Annotated in this window: 16 protein-coding genes; 6 read left to right on the forward strand and 10 right to left on the reverse strand. The window is 61.4% G+C overall.

Going from position 1 to position 13,656, the window contains the following annotated elements; translation table 11 throughout:
• The first annotated feature begins 7 nt into the window (after window positions 1–7).
• The 4 genes from EJ576_RS00780 to cfaB all read left to right on the forward strand — a co-directional run bounded on the left by EJ576_RS00780 (window position 8) and on the right by cfaB (window position 3,216).
• Entirely contained in the window at window positions 8–259 is a 252-nt protein-coding gene (locus tag EJ576_RS00780; RefSeq protein ID WP_028618561.1) for a membrane protein, read from the forward strand.
• A 63-nt stretch (window positions 260–322) separates the two neighbouring features.
• Window positions 323–1,168 carry a DUF692 domain-containing protein gene (locus tag EJ576_RS00785; RefSeq protein ID WP_126569414.1) on the forward strand — a complete coding sequence of 282 codons (846 nt, stop codon included), beginning with the start codon at window positions 323–325 and terminating at the stop codon, window positions 1,166–1,168.
• Entirely contained in the window at window positions 1,159–1,947 is a 789-nt protein-coding gene (locus EJ576_RS00790; RefSeq protein ID WP_126569415.1) for a DNA-binding domain-containing protein, read from the forward strand. Before EJ576_RS00785 ends, EJ576_RS00790 begins: the two co-directional genes overlap by 10 nt.
• An 87-nt stretch (window positions 1,948–2,034) precedes the next feature.
• Window positions 2,035–3,216, forward strand: coding sequence for a C17 cyclopropane fatty acid synthase CfaB (gene cfaB, locus EJ576_RS00795; RefSeq protein WP_126569416.1), 1,182 nt, complete (start codon window positions 2,035–2,037; stop codon window positions 3,214–3,216).
• Between the two features lie 138 nt (window positions 3,217–3,354).
• Here cfaB and cls read toward each other — a convergent pair whose 3' ends face one another.
• Window positions 3,355–4,794 carry a cardiolipin synthase gene (gene cls, locus EJ576_RS00805; RefSeq protein ID WP_126569417.1) on the reverse strand — a complete coding sequence of 480 codons (1,440 nt, stop codon included), beginning with the start codon at window positions 4,792–4,794 and terminating at the stop codon, window positions 3,355–3,357.
• Window positions 4,795–4,925: 131 nt separating this feature from the next.
• Between cls and EJ576_RS00810 the strand changes: the two genes are divergently transcribed.
• Window positions 4,926–5,447: a DUF3617 domain-containing protein gene (locus EJ576_RS00810; RefSeq protein WP_016978689.1), complete on the forward strand. Its 522-nt coding sequence runs from the start codon at window positions 4,926–4,928 to the stop codon at window positions 5,445–5,447.
• Here the strand turns inward: EJ576_RS00810 and EJ576_RS00815 are convergent.
• From EJ576_RS00815 to folE2, 8 genes are read right to left on the reverse strand one after another with little or no spacing between them, the layout of a single operon-like run.
• Window positions 5,431–6,249, reverse strand: coding sequence for a His/Gly/Thr/Pro-type tRNA ligase C-terminal domain-containing protein (locus EJ576_RS00815; protein WP_126569418.1), 819 nt, complete (start codon window positions 6,247–6,249; stop codon window positions 5,431–5,433). The two genes, EJ576_RS00810 and EJ576_RS00815, sit on opposite strands and share 17 nt — an antisense overlap.
• 11 nt (window positions 6,250–6,260) lie before the next feature.
• Window positions 6,261–7,598 carry a dihydroorotase gene (locus EJ576_RS00820; protein ID WP_126569419.1) on the reverse strand — a complete coding sequence of 446 codons (1,338 nt, stop codon included), beginning with the start codon at window positions 7,596–7,598 and terminating at the stop codon, window positions 6,261–6,263.
• Window positions 7,599–7,601: 3 nt separating this feature from the next.
• On the reverse strand, window positions 7,602–8,162 hold the full coding sequence (locus tag EJ576_RS00825; protein ID WP_028618554.1) for a DapH/DapD/GlmU-related protein: 561 nt from the start codon (window positions 8,160–8,162) through the stop codon (window positions 7,602–7,604).
• Window positions 8,159–8,572: a phosphoribosyl-AMP cyclohydrolase gene (hisI, locus tag EJ576_RS00830; RefSeq protein ID WP_123478420.1), complete on the reverse strand. Its 414-nt coding sequence runs from the start codon at window positions 8,570–8,572 to the stop codon at window positions 8,159–8,161. The genes EJ576_RS00825 and hisI overlap by 4 nt, the downstream gene beginning before the upstream one ends.
• Entirely contained in the window at window positions 8,569–9,447 is an 879-nt protein-coding gene (locus tag EJ576_RS00835; protein WP_095014060.1) for a metal ABC transporter substrate-binding protein, read from the reverse strand. Before EJ576_RS00835 ends, hisI begins: the two co-directional genes overlap by 4 nt.
• An 11-nt stretch (window positions 9,448–9,458) precedes the next feature.
• Entirely contained in the window at window positions 9,459–10,325 is an 867-nt protein-coding gene (locus tag EJ576_RS00840; protein ID WP_122729988.1) for a metal ABC transporter permease, read from the reverse strand.
• The gene (locus EJ576_RS00845; RefSeq protein WP_126569420.1) at window positions 10,325–10,993 is read right to left on the reverse strand and encodes a metal ABC transporter ATP-binding protein; all 669 of its coding nucleotides are present in this window, start codon (window positions 10,991–10,993) and stop codon (window positions 10,325–10,327) included. The genes EJ576_RS00840 and EJ576_RS00845 overlap by 1 nt, the downstream gene beginning before the upstream one ends.
• On the reverse strand, window positions 10,990–11,880 hold the full coding sequence (gene folE2, locus EJ576_RS00850; RefSeq protein ID WP_126569421.1) for a GTP cyclohydrolase FolE2: 891 nt from the start codon (window positions 11,878–11,880) through the stop codon (window positions 10,990–10,992). Before folE2 ends, EJ576_RS00845 begins: the two co-directional genes overlap by 4 nt.
• 128 nt (window positions 11,881–12,008) lie before the next feature.
• On the opposite strand from folE2, the gene EJ576_RS00855 reads away from it, so the two are divergent.
• Complete coding sequence (locus tag EJ576_RS00855; protein WP_126569422.1) at window positions 12,009–13,211, forward strand: N-acetylmuramoyl-L-alanine amidase; 1,203 nt, start codon at window positions 12,009–12,011, stop codon at window positions 13,209–13,211.
• On the opposite strand, the gene EJ576_RS00860 is transcribed toward EJ576_RS00855, so the two are convergent.
• A complete protein-coding gene (locus EJ576_RS00860) occupies window positions 13,208–13,576 on the reverse strand; it encodes a glutamine synthetase (protein WP_095014056.1) in 369 nt (122 codons plus the stop codon). The genes EJ576_RS00855 and EJ576_RS00860 overlap by 4 nt on opposite strands.
• Window positions 13,577–13,656 lie beyond the last annotated feature (80 nt).

Consider the following 13,656-nt stretch of genomic DNA (forward strand, 5'->3'; position numbering starts at 1 on the left):
TACAAAAATGAACATCAAAAACGCCGTTTCCGGTGCTGCTCTGGCCATCGCTGCCGCCACCATGTTTGCCGGTGTCGCCACCCAGGTACAGGCCGCCGACGCTACTGTTCATTGCTACGGCGTGACCTCCTGCAAAGGCATGAACGACTGCAAGACCGCCGAGAACGCCTGCAAAGGCCAGGCTGTCTGCAAGGGTCATGGCTTCAAGGCGATGACCAAGGCTGCCTGCGATGCTGCTGGCGGAAAAGTCGGCGAGTAATCGCAAGACGAGTGCAACCGCAGCGGGCCTTCAAGCCGCTGCGGACACTTTCCAGGAGTCCACATGCCTACCTCTTTCTCCTCTCTGGGTTACGGCCTGGGTTTACGCAACGAATACTATGAGCAGATCCTTGCGCAATCCCCTGCGGTGGATTGGTTCGAAGTGATCTCCGAGAATTACCTGGTCCAGGGCGGTAAAGCCTTGTATTACCTGGATGCGATAGCCGAGCGTTATCCCCTGGTCATGCACGGTGTCTCCCTGTCCATCGGCGGGCCGCATGCCCTTGATACCGATTACCTGAAGCAGATCAAACAGCTCGCCGAGCGTATCCAGCCGGCGTGGATTTCCGATCACCTGTGCTGGAGCCGCGGCAGCGCCCACCAGTTGCATGACCTGCTGCCGCTGCCTTACACCGAAGAAAGCCTCTACCACGTGGCCGCCCGTGTGCGCCAAGTGCAGGACGTGCTGCAACGCCCGTTGGTGCTGGAAAACGTCTCCAGTTACGTGCGTTCGAAAGCGGACGAATTCACCGAATGGGAATTCCTCAATGCCCTGGTCCACCTGTCGGGCTGCCAGCTGTTGCTGGACGTTAACAATGTGTATGTCAGCTCGCGCAATCATGGTTTTGACGCCTGGACGTTTATTCGCAACCTGCCACCGGAAAGCATTCGCCAGCTACACCTGGCGGGGCATATGGACTACGGCGACTACGTAGTCGACACCCATGACCATCCCGTGTGTGATCCGGTGTGGGCGCTTTATCAACAGACGCTTGAGCACCTGGGACCTGTGTCGACGCTACTGGAGCGGGACGACCATTTCCCACCCTTTGAAGAGCTGCTCACCGAGCTGAGCAAGGCCCGTGACCTGGGTGCGACGGCCCTGGCCAGGAGGCCGTTATGCGCCTGACCGATTGGCAGTTGGCCTTCGAACAGCATCTGTTAGCCGACACACCGAGTGCCCGCAGTGACTTCGCCGCCACGTTGCTGGGCGGACCGACGCTGGATGTGGACACGGGCCTGGCGATTTACCACAACGCCTACCGCTCACGGTTGCAAGAAGTCTTGCGGCATGACTTCAGCGCCCTCCTTTATTGGCTGGGTGATGACGAGTTTGCCGCGTTGACCGAGGCCTACCTGCGCCGCTACCCCTCGGCTCATTACAGCCTGCGTTGGCTGGGCGAGCGTTTCCCGGCGTTTATCCTTGAGCATCTGGTGGCGGAGCAGAGTGCGCCATTGGCGGAGCTAGCGCGTTTGGAATGGGCGTTTACCCTGGCATTTGATGCGCCGCAGGGCGAACCGCTGACGCTGAACGACATGGCGTCGTTACCGCCGGAGGCGTGGCCGGTGTTGCAGGTTTCCCTGGCGCCGACGGTGCAACCGCTGCTGTGCCAGTTCAACAGCGTAGCGATCTGGCGCGCCAGTAAGGACGAATCCGACTTTCCCAACAGCCAGGCACTGGCCCCGGCGCAGACGTGCCTGGTGTGGCGCTATCAGAATGTCTGCCATTACCGTAGCCTGGAGCCCGCCGAAGCCTCTGCTTTGACAGGAATGGCGACCACCGGTTGGAGCTTTGCCGAACTGTGCGCCGAGTTGGCAGTCACTCATGCAGAGGGTGCGCCACTGCAGGCCGTCACATGGCTCAAGCAGTGGGTCCAGGACGGGTTGCTCGAACGTCGAGCCCCATAGAGGAGCGCTATCAAATCGATAGCCTCCTACTTTGTCTTTGGATGGTCTAACCTCTCAGCAGACGTCTGAAACAAGGGGGGACTACTCATGCTCGCGCAACTTCCACCGGCCTTACAGAATCTTCAGCTACCGCTGCGTCTTCGACTCTGGGACGGCCATGAATTCAACTTGGGCCCCGAGCCCAGTGTGACCATCGTGGTCAAGGACCCCACGGTTGTCAGCCAACTGACCCATCCCACGCTCAACTCACTGGGCGAAGCCTTCGTCGAGGGCAAATTGGAGCTGGAAGGCTCCATTTCCGAGGTCATCCGGGTGTGTGATGAGTTGAGTCACGCGCTGGTGCACGACGATGAGACACGTCCGGTGCGATCGATCCACGACAAGGCCACCGACGCAGCGGCCATTTCCTACCATTACGACCTGTCCAACGATTTCTACCAGCTGTGGCTGGACCAGGAAATGGTGTACTCCTGCGGTTATTTCGAAACCGGCAGCGAATCCATCGACCAAGCCCAACAAGACAAATTCCGCCACCTGTGCCGCAAGCTGCGGCTGCAGCCGGGCGAGTATCTGCTGGATGTCGGTTGTGGTTGGGGCGGGTTGGCGCGGTTTGCCGCGCGGGAGTTCGGGGTCAAGGTGTTTGGCATCACCCTGAGCAAGGAGCAGTTGGCGCTGGCCCGGGAACGGGTAAAAGCCGAAGGCCTGGAAGACCAGGTGGACCTGCAACTGCTCGACTACCGTGACCTGCCGCAAGACGGCCGTTTCGATAAAATTGTCAGCGTGGGCATGTTCGAACACGTCGGCCATGCCAACCTGGCGGAGTACTGCAAGACCCTGTTCGGCGCTGTGCGCGAAGGCGGCCTGGTGATGAACCACGGCATCACCGCCAAGCACACCGATGGTCGCCCTGTGGGCCGTGGCGCCGGGGAGTTCATCGAGCGTTACGTGTTCCCCAACGGCGAGCTGCCACACCTGGCGATGATGACGGCCGAGATCAGCGAAGTCGGGCTGGAAGTGGTCGACGTCGAAAGCCTGCGCCTGCACTACGCGCGCACCCTGGACCATTGGAGCGAGCGCCTGGAAGACAACCTGGAAGCGGCGGCGAAAATGGTGCCGGAGCAAGCGTTGCGCATCTGGCGGCTGTACCTGGCGGGTTGCGCGTATGCGTTTGCCCGGGGCTGGATCAACCTGCACCAGATTCTGGCGGTGAAACCCCATGCCGATGGCAGCCATGACCTGCCGTGGACACGGGAAGATATCTACCGCTAACCCGAACCTCCAGACCAATGAAGATACAAATGTGGGAGGGGGCTTGCCCCCGATGGCAGTGTGTCAGCCAGCTGATTCGGCACTGGTTGACCGCTATCGGGGGCAAGCCCCCTCCCACATTGTTTACCGCGGTGTTTGTTAGAGAATCGGTGAAATAAGCCGCGCAACCCGCATGCCCAGTTGCTGAAGGCGACGGGTTTCGCGGCTTTCTTCTTGGCTGACTTCATGGGCCAGGGCGAAGTCGCCCAGCAGCATGTGCTCGACTTCCTTGGCGAAGGCCTCGTCGACCGTCAGCAACATCACTTCGAAATTCAACCGGAACGAACGGTTGTCCATGTTCGCACTGCCGATAGCGGCGATTTCGTCGTCTACCAACACCACCTTCTGATGCAGGAAGCCCGGCATATAGCGGAACACCCGCACGCCGGCGCGCACGGCTTCGATTGCGTACAGGCTGGACGCGGCGTAGACGATGCGGTGATCGGGCCGTGAAGGCAGCAGCAGACGCACGTCGACACCGCGCAGCACGGCCAGGCGCAGGGCCGAGAACACCGCTTCGTCGGGGATGAAGTAGGGGCTGGTGATCCATACCCGCTGCGTCGCTGCGTGGATGGCTTCGACGAAGAACAGTGAACAGGTTTCATAGGGGTCGGCCGGACCGCTGGCGAGCAATTGGCAGAGCACGCCGTCTTCCGGGTAGGCGTCCGGCAATATCAGCGGCGGTAGTTCGCGCGCGGCCCAGAACCAGTCTTCGGCAAACGATTCCTGCAAGCACGCCACAACCGGGCCGGTCACCTGCACATGGGTATCGCGCCATGGTGCCAGTGGTGGTTTCTTGCCCAGGTATTCATCGCCGACGTTATGCCCGCCGACAAACCCGGTAATACCGTCCACCACCACGATCTTGCGATGGTTGCGGAAGTTGACCTGAAAGCGATTGAGCCAGCCGCTGCGGGTGGCGAAGGCTTTGACGTTCACCCCGGCGTCGCGCAGCGATTGCACATAACGATGGGGCAGGGCGTGGCTGCCGATGCGGTCATACAGCACGTAGATGGAGACGCCTTCTGCGGCCTTTTCCTTCAACAGGGCGTGCAACTGCCTGCCAAGTTCGTCGTCATGAATGATGAAGAACTGGAACAGCACCGCCGTCTTGGCGCTGCGGATTGCCGCGAAGATCGCACTGAAGGTGGCGTCGCCATTGATCAGCAAACGCACTTCATTGTTGGCCAGGCACGGCATGCGGCCCAGCTTGGGCATGGCGCGCAGCGAAGCGTAGGCGCTGGAGTTGCGTGCCGCCAGGGCTTCTTCGACCCACGGGCGCCAGTTCAGCTCGGTGATGGCGGTGTGCATTTCCTGGTTGGCCTGGCGACGGGCCTGGATGTAGGCGTCGAACGTGCTGCGGCCGAAGATCAGGTACGGGATCAGCGTGAGGTAGGGCATGAACATCAGCGACAAAGCCCATGCGATTGAGCCTTGGGCGGTCCTGACGGTCAGCACCGCGTGGATCGCGGCGAGGGTCCCGAGGAAATGCAGCGTGGCGATGAAGTAGGCGAGCAGGTGCGGGCCAAAGAAATCCATGGACGACGTTACTCCAGGCAATCCAAGTGCCTAACAGACCATGTCTGGTCAGGAATGTCGCTATTTTATTTGCCGTGCAACCCTGGCACCTTTGCGGCGTCTAACGCCCAACATTACCCAGGAGTTACCCGATGAATGCTCGTCTGCTGTCTTTGGCCATGATGATTGGTGTGTCGCTGCCGGTGGCGGCGCAGGCGCAGATGCTGGCGCCGGGCTTGTGGGAACTGACCACCAGCAATATGAAAGTCGATAACCAGGACCTGCCGGACCTGTCACTGATCCTCGGTCAGCTCAAGCAACAGATGACCCCGGAACAACGCGCCATGCTCGAAAAACAAGGCATCACCATGGCCGGTAAAGGTGTGCAGGTGTGCCTGACTCCGGCGCAGGTCGCCTCCGATTCGATCCCGCTGACCGACCCGCAATCGGGCTGCAAGCAGGAAGTGACCGACAAGACCGGCAACCAGTGGAAATTCCGTTTCAGTTGCCCGAAAGCCCAAGGCACAGGCGTAGCAACTTTCCAGAGCCAGAAAGAATTCACCACCACCGTCAACGGCACCTTCAATGCCACCGGCATTCAACAGAAGGGCAGCCTGGACAGCCATGCCCAATGGCTGGGCAACGATTGCGGGACGGTCAAGCCTCGCGCTTGAGCCTTTCGCACAGGGCTTCGACACTCATCTGACCGAGGTCTTCCCCCAGGCGGCTACGCAGGCTGACGTAGCCGCCGGCTTCTTCCCTCTCGCCAACAATCACCAGATACGGCACTTCATGCAGGCTGTGCTCGCGCATCTTGTAGCTGACCTTCTCGTTGCGTCGGTCCACCACCGCCCGTATACCCACACGTTTCAATGCTTCACAGACCTGCTGGCCGAAGTCGGCCTGGCTTTCACTCAGGGTGAGTACAGCAGCCTGCTGGCTGGCCCAACAGGTGCCGTAAATGCGTTGCTGCGACGCGTTGATGGTGACCTTGGTCAGCTTGAAGGCTCGGATCACACCGGTGCTGGGCACATGAAGACCTTGGCACAGGGTTTCAAAATCGCCCAGGCGCCGCACCGAATGATTGGTGTTCGCCAAGTGGCGCATGCGTTCTTCGATCTGTTCAAGGTCGACCGGTGTGAAGGCGCGTTCGTAGGCCAAGTCGTAGAAAAAACCATCGTCGATGGGCGACCCGGCTGTCAGTTGAGCGATAGGAAACAGTTGCTGAGTGGCCATCGCCAACAGACTCGCGCAGGAGCGTCGCAGAATCTCCAACCCCTCGGGATCCTGGGTGGTGATGATCTGGAGCCGGGCGTCCTGCTCCAGCAGGTGTTCGCAGCCCACCAGCACACCGTCAACGCGGCCGGCGACCGACGTTTTGGCCAGCCCCACGCCGATGCTGGCAGCGACTTCGTAAACCGACAGCGCCTCGTCGTACTCGCGTTGCGTGCCGTCTGGCAAGGTGATGCGGATCATCGCCGTCGTCTCTAACGCTGGAAATGCAAAGGTAATCCTTGGCAGCTGTCGATTACCTGGCCGTTATGAAAAGCCAAGTGGCCGGAAACCAGGGTGGTGCTGACACTGTGACGAAAACTGCGGTCGGCGAAGGGCGTCCAGCCGCAACGGGCCAGGATAGGTTGGCTGCTGACCGGCTTGCCCTCGGGCTCGGGTTTGATCAGCACCAGGTCGGCCCAATAACCTTCACGCAGATAGCCGCGATCGGGGATGGCGAATAGGTCGGCGACGCGGTGGCTGGTTTTTGCGACCAGCGTGGTCAGCGGCAGCAGCCCATCGGCCACCAGCTCCAGCAGCGCCGGCAGCGCGTGCTGCACCAGGGGCAATCCCGACGGCGCCTCGCGATAAGCCAACTGTTTTTGCGCCCAGGTATGCGGCGCGTGATCGCTGCCGATCACGTCCAGGCGGTCGCTCAGCAACGCCAGGCGCAGGGCGTCACGGTCGGCGCGGGTCTTGATCGCCGGATTGCATTTGATTTGGTGGCCGAGGCGATGATAGTCGCGGTCATCGAACAGCAGGTGGTGCAGGCAGACCTCGGCGGTGATGCGTTTTTCGGCAAGGGGCTTGTCTTCGAACAGCGCCAGTTCGCGGGCGCTGGTCAGGTGCAGCACATGCAGACGGGTGCCATGGCGCTTGGCCAATTCCACGGCAAAGGATGACGAGCGATGGCACGCCTCGGCATCGCGGATCAGCGGGTGCGCGACGGCGGGGATGTGCTCGCCGAAACGCTCGCGCAGGCGCAGCTCGTTGGCCTGGATGCTCGGCGTGTGTTCGCAATGGGCCAGCAGAATGGTGGGCACTTCGGCGAACAGGCGTTCCAGGATCCGAGGGTCGTCCACCAGCATATTGCCGGTTGAAGCGCCCATGAACACTTTGACCCCGGCCACCTCGCGTGGGTCGAGGGCGGCGACGGCGTCGAGGTTGTCGTTGCTCACGCCGAAATGAAAGCCATAGTTGGCCACCGAGTGCAGGGCGGCGCGGCGTTTCTTGTCGGCCAGGGCGTCCAGGTCGAGGGTGGCCGGGTTGGTGTTGGGCATGTCCATGAAGCTGGTGATACCACCGGCTACCGCTGCGCGGGATTCGCTGTAGAAGCTGCCTTTGTCTGGCGCGCCAGGTTCGCGAAAATGCACTTGGTCATCGATCATGCCGGGCAGCAACCAGTGACCTTGAGCGTCAATGGCGACGGGCGCGTTGCTGTCCTGGATGCTGCTGGCGATCTTTTCGATACGACCATTGGCGACCAATACATCGGCGTCGAATTCCTGGCCTTCGTTCACCAGGCGGGCGTTGCGGATCAGCAGGCGGCTCATGGTTCAGAACTCGTTTTGCAGGGCTTTGTAGCCGCGCACCAGGTCAACGTTGGTGCGCGCCACGTCTTCGGAAAATTCCGAGGCACTCACGCTCACCGGCGGGAATTGCGAGAGGTCGGTGTTGGGTCCGATGCGGGTGGTGGAGGGCACATAGAACGCCGCAGGCAAATCACGGCCGTCGACCACCGAGTTGTGGCGCACCACGCAGCCGTCGCCGACGGCGCAGTTGAACAGCACGCTGTTGAAACCGATGAACACGCGGTCGCCGACGGTGCAGGGGCCGTGGACGATGGAGCGGTGCGCAATGGAGGTGAATTCTCCGATGGTCACTGCCGCGCCGGATTTGGAGTGGATGACCACGCCGTCCTGGATATTGGAGTTGGCGCCGATGATGATCGGGTCCATGCCGCCGCTGGCGTCGACTTCGTCGGCACGGATCACGGCGTAGGGGCCGACGAAAACGTTTTCGCCAATGATGACCTTGCCGCAGATGATGGCGGTCTTGTCGACGTAGGCCGACTCGGCAATCACGGGCAGATCGCCGGACGGGTTTTTGCGGATCATGCTAAGGGCTCCGTAATGATGTGGACGTAGTCGCCGTCGATGGCGTTGTAGAAGCAGGTCGGCCGACCGGTGTGGCAGGCCGGACCTTGCTGGTCGACGATCAGCAAGACCGCGTCGCCGTCGCAATCCAGGCGTGCTTCCACCAGCTGTTGCCAGTGACCGGAGCTTTCGCCCTTGCGCCACAACCGCTGACGTGAGCGCGACCAGTAGCAGACCTGCCCGGTGCCCAGGGTTTCCTTGAGGGCCTGGCGGTTCATCCAGGCCAGCATCAACACCTCGCCGCTGCCATGTTGCTGGGCAATGGCGGCGATCAGGCCGTCTCTGTTCCACGGCAGGGCATCGAGCACGGGTTCGAGGGGAAAGCGGCTGCCGACGGTAGCCCCTTCCAGGTCGAGCATGCTCAGGGTCATGGCTTGCTCAAGGCTGCGCACAAGGTATTGAGGTTGTATTCGAACAGCCCGGTAAAGGTGCTGGCCGGGCCTTCAGCGGCGAGGGCGTCGGAGTACAGCGTGCCGCCGATCTGCGCGCCGCTTTCGTCAGCGATCTGCTTGAGCAGGCGCGAATCCTTGATGTTTTCCATGAACACGGCTTTGACTTTGTCTTTGCGGATCTGGGTGATCAGTGCGGCCACTTCGGCTGCGGACGGCTCGCGTTCGGTGGACAGGCCCTGTGGCGCAAGGAACTCGATGCCGTAGGCCTGGCCCAGGTAACCGAAGGCGTCGTGGGAGGTGACGATGCGACGATTACCGGCGGGTAGAGCGCCGAACTTGGTCTTGGCTTCGGCCAGCAGACGATAGATTTCTTTCAGGTAGGTTTGGCTGTTGTGCTGGTAGTCGGCCTTGTTGGCCGGGTCGGCAGCGATCAGCGCCTTGGTGATGTTGTTCACGTAGATTTCGGCGTTCGCCAGGTTGTGCCAGGCGTGCGGGTCGGGGATGGTTTCGCCGTCCTCGTCCATGGTGTGGGAGATCACGCCTTTGCTGGCGGTCACCACCGTGGCTTTGGTTTCGGTGCTGGTCACCAGACGGTCCAGCCAGGGTTCGAAGCCCAGGCCGTTCTTGATGATCACCTTGGCCTTGAGCAATGCCTTGGCATCGTCCGGGGTAGGCTCGTAGGTGTGGGCGTCGGCGTCGGGGCCGACCATGTTGCTGATCTGGATGTGATCACCACCAATCTGGTGAGTGATGTCATCGAGGATGCTGAAGCTGGTAACCACCTGAAGCTTGTCGGCGGCCTGCGCCGTCGACAACGACAGGACGAGACTGAACAGCACGAGTAGAGCGCGCATCGGGAAACACCTCATTGGGATGACAGCAAAGGCGGGCGGCGCAGCAAGCCGTGCACCGGACCGAAGACTACGGACAGCAGATACCCGGCGCCCGCCACCAGCACGATCGCCGGGCCGCTGGGCAACGAGTAGTAGAACGACAGCAACAAACCCAGCCATACCGACAGGCATCCCAGCACCGCCGATACCGCGATCAACACCGGCAGGCGCCGGCTCCAGAAACGTGAAGCGATGGCCGGCAACATCATCAGGCCCACCACCATCAAGGCGCCGATGGCCTGGAAGCCGATCACCAGGTTCAGCACCACCAAAGTCAGGAACAAACCATGGGCCAGCGGACCGAGGCGGCTGACGGTTTGCAGGAACAACGGGTCGAGGGTGTCCAGCAGCAGGGGTTTGTAGATCAACGCCATGGCGATCAGGCTGAAACTGGAAACCCACAGCATGCCGGTGAGGGTGGTTTCGTCCACGGCCAGGGCGGAGCCAAACAGCAGATGGAGCAGGTCCAGGCGTTTGCCGGCGAGGCCCAGGATCAGTACGCCGGCGGCGAGGGAGATGGGATAGATGGCCGCGAGACTGGCGTCTTCGCGCAGGCCGGTACGACGAGTGATCCACGCGGACAGGCCGGCCATGCTCAGGCCCGCGCCGAGGCCGCCGATGGTCAGGGCGGGCAGGCTGAGGCCGGCGAACCAGAAGCCGAGGGCTGCGCCGGGCAGGATGCCGTGGGCGACGGCGTCACCGATCAGGCTCATGCGTCGCAGGATCAGGAACACTCCCAGTGGCGCAGTGCTGCAGGCGAGCACCAACCCGCCGATGAGGGCGCGGCGCATAAAGACGAAATCAACAAAAGGCATCCACAGGTGGGCGGCGAAATGCATTAGGCCACCTGCATCTGTGGCTGCGGGCGGATCAGCTCTTTGCTCGGGCCGAACACGCAGCCGCTGCTTTTGATCTGCACCACTTGCTGGGTGTGGTGGCGCACGGAGGCGAGGTCATGGCAGACCACGATCAGCGTGCGACCTTGCTCATGCCACGCGTGGATATGTTTCCAGCACAGCGCCTGGCCTTCTTCATCGAGGGCGGCGTGGGGCTCGTCGAGTAGCAGAACCGGCGCTTCGGCCAGGCTCATGCGGGCGAGCAGGGCGCGTTGCAGTTCGCCACCGGACAGCGCCATCAAGGGGCGGTGTTCGAGGCCGCCAAGGCACCACTCTTCCAATACCGCTTCCAGGCGCTGGCTGCGTTGTTGCGGGGAAAGTTGCGTGCCCCAGAAGCCGGCAGCGACCAGCTCTTGCAGGCTGATGGGAAACTGTCGGTCCAAGTGCTGCTGCTGGGGCAGAAACGACAGGCCGCCACGGCGTGGAACATCCACCGTGACTTTACCCGCCAGGGGTTTCTGCAGGCCGGCGATGACTTTAAGCAGGCTGCTTTTGCCGGTGCCATTGGCGCCGATGATGCCGGTGAGGCTGCCTTTTTCCAGGGTGAGGTCGATGGCGGGCGTCAGCGGCTGGCCGGGTGCGCCCCAGCGTAAAGCGGTGCAGGTGATCATGCAGGGTGTCTCGTCCAGCGGCTTTCAGCCACGGCATCGTGCGCGTGCAGGCTTTCGGCATGGACCACTTTCAGGTGGAAGGCTTTGACGGCATCCGAGCGTTTCAAGGCGAGGTTCAGGCGGCGGGCGGCGTCTTCGCAGAACATCAGGTTCTGCCCGTTGGCCAGGGCGAAGGCTTGTTCGTCCGCTCGTTTTACGGCGGTTTGTACGGCGGTGCCGAGGGCGGTTTCGACGGTGTCGATCAACGCTGTGAGAGGCACTTGCTCGCCTTGCAGCTCGACATGCAACTGCGCACTGCTGCGCTGGCTATGAGGCGTGGCGACGATGCCGTTGGCGCTGCCAAGCCAGGTCAACACGTCTTCATGCTGCAACGGTGTGTTGGCGAAGTCGTCGAGAAATTGTTGCTGAATCAACTGCCTGGCGAGGGCAGCGGAGCATGGGCACGTTGAGGAATAAGTAACGTCAATTTTTAGTTCCACGTGGAACATCTGGTTTTCCATACGCGCTTCGATGCTCACCGGGTAGCCTTTCCAGCCGGCCAGCGGGCTGACCAGCGCCGGGCGTTTGAGCAGCAAATCGGTATGAATGCGTAGGTAGGCGTTATTAGATAAACCTTCATGACTGTCGAGAAAACGCTGCAGTACATTACGCAGAAGTGCGGGCGTAAGCGGTTGCTGGTCGAGCATCTCCAGCGCCAGGTACAGGCGAGACATATGAATGCCACGGGCGGCGCCATCGTCCAGGCTCACGCCGGCATCGGCGGTTGCGGTCAAGCGCTGGCCGTCGATGAGAATCGGCAGGGCGATACCGCACATGCCCACCCAGTCGAGTGGCAAGGCTTGGCGTGAAGCCTGCGCGGCGATATCCGGCAGAGTCAGCGCATTCATGAGCAGGTCCATCGTTGGGAATAAAAAGACATGTTATATTATAACTATTGAGTCGACGATGATTTTTCTGCTCCAGCCTTTTTTCAGTCATGTCGAGCAGGGACGCTCCTTTATTTGCGGTATTTTTCATGCACAGACGTCAGCTCCTAAACCTGCTTCTGGCCAGCCCGCTGTTCACCTTGCCGTTTACCGCCCACGCCACGCAGATCAGCAACGCCCGCCTGTGGCGCTCGGACGACAAGCTGCGGCTGGTGTTCGATCTCAGCGGTCCGGTCCAATACAAGACGTTTACCCTGAGCGCGCCGGAACGCTTGATCATCGACCTCAGCGGCGCCGGGCTCAGTGGTGATTTCTCTCAGTTGGCGCTGAAAAACAGCGGGATCACCTCGATCCGCTCCGGGCATTTCGGCAAAGGCGATACGCGCATCGTGCTGGACCTTGCCGCACCGATGCAGCTCAACAGCTTTCTATTGCCGCCCCAGGATGGCCAAGGCCATCGCCTGGTGTTGGACCTGACCAGCGCCACCCAGGCGCCTCGCCAGATTGCGGCCGAGCCCAAGCCTTTGGTGGACAAGGCCCACCCCAAACGCGACATCATCGTGGTGGTCGACCCCGGCCATGGCGGCAAGGACCCAGGCGCCGTCGGCTCCAAAGGCCAGCGCGAAAAAGATGTGGTGCTGTCCATCGCCCAACTGCTGGCCAAACGTTTGAAGCGCGAGAAAGGCTTCGACGTGAAGTTGGTGCGCAACGACGATTTCTTCGTACCGCTGCGCAAGCGCGTGGAAATCGCCCACAAGCACAATGCCGACATGTTTATTTCGGTGCATGCGGACGCGGCGCCGCGTATCACGGCGTCGGGCGCTTCGGTGTATGCCCTGTCCGAAGGCGGCGCCACTTCCGCTACGGCGCGATTTATGGCGCAACGGGAAAACGGCGCCGATCTGCTCGGTGCCACCAGTCTGCTCAATCTGAAAGATAAGGACCCGATGCTCGCCGGGGTGATTCTGGATATGTCGATGAACGCCACCATCGCGTCCAGCCTGCAACTGGGCAACTCGATCCTGGGCAGCCTGGAAGGCATCACCAGCCTGCATCAGAAGCGCGTGGAACAAGCCGGATTCGCGGTGCTCAAGTCACCGGATGTGCCGTCGATCCTGGTCGAAACCGGGTTTATTTCCAACGCGCGGGACAGTGCGCGGCTGGTCACCGCGCGTCATCAACAGGCGGTTGCCGATGGCCTGTTCGAAGGCCTGAAGAAATACTTCCAGAAGAACCCACCGATGAACAGTTACATGGCGTGGGTGCAGGAACAGAAGAACGGCCAGGTCTAACAGCCGGTTATACGGCTACAGGTGAATTTGGCGCTGGCGCCGCCTGAACTGGAGAACCGGTTGAGGGTGGTCCAGCCCACGCGTCGTGTGTAGCCGACCCACGCCTCACCATCCGACGCCAACCCGGTAAAGAACGTCAGTTGCCCGTAGCGGCTGTTGGTCTGTGCCCAATAGCGTTTGCCGATCACCTCGTACCCGCGCAAATACGTGGTGCTGCCGACCGTCGCCACGCTGTAGGCGTTGCCTAAAGGGTCAACGCAAGCGAGCAGGTTGGCGCTGCGCGTGCAGTTGGCCAGCAGGCTCGGCACCTGGGCGCAGACAGGTCCTGCGGCAACCAATAACAGGGCGCACACCAAGCGTTTCATCGGGTTTCTCAAGGTCGGAAAGTATTCAAGCATTGCGCCCTTCGTCGTGGCGAGCAAGAGGGGATGGCTTATCTGCATTG

It is taken from the genome of Pseudomonas sp. C 49-2 (genome assembly GCF_003970195.1).
Taxonomy (GTDB): domain Bacteria; phylum Pseudomonadota; class Gammaproteobacteria; order Pseudomonadales; family Pseudomonadaceae; genus Aquipseudomonas; species Aquipseudomonas canadensis.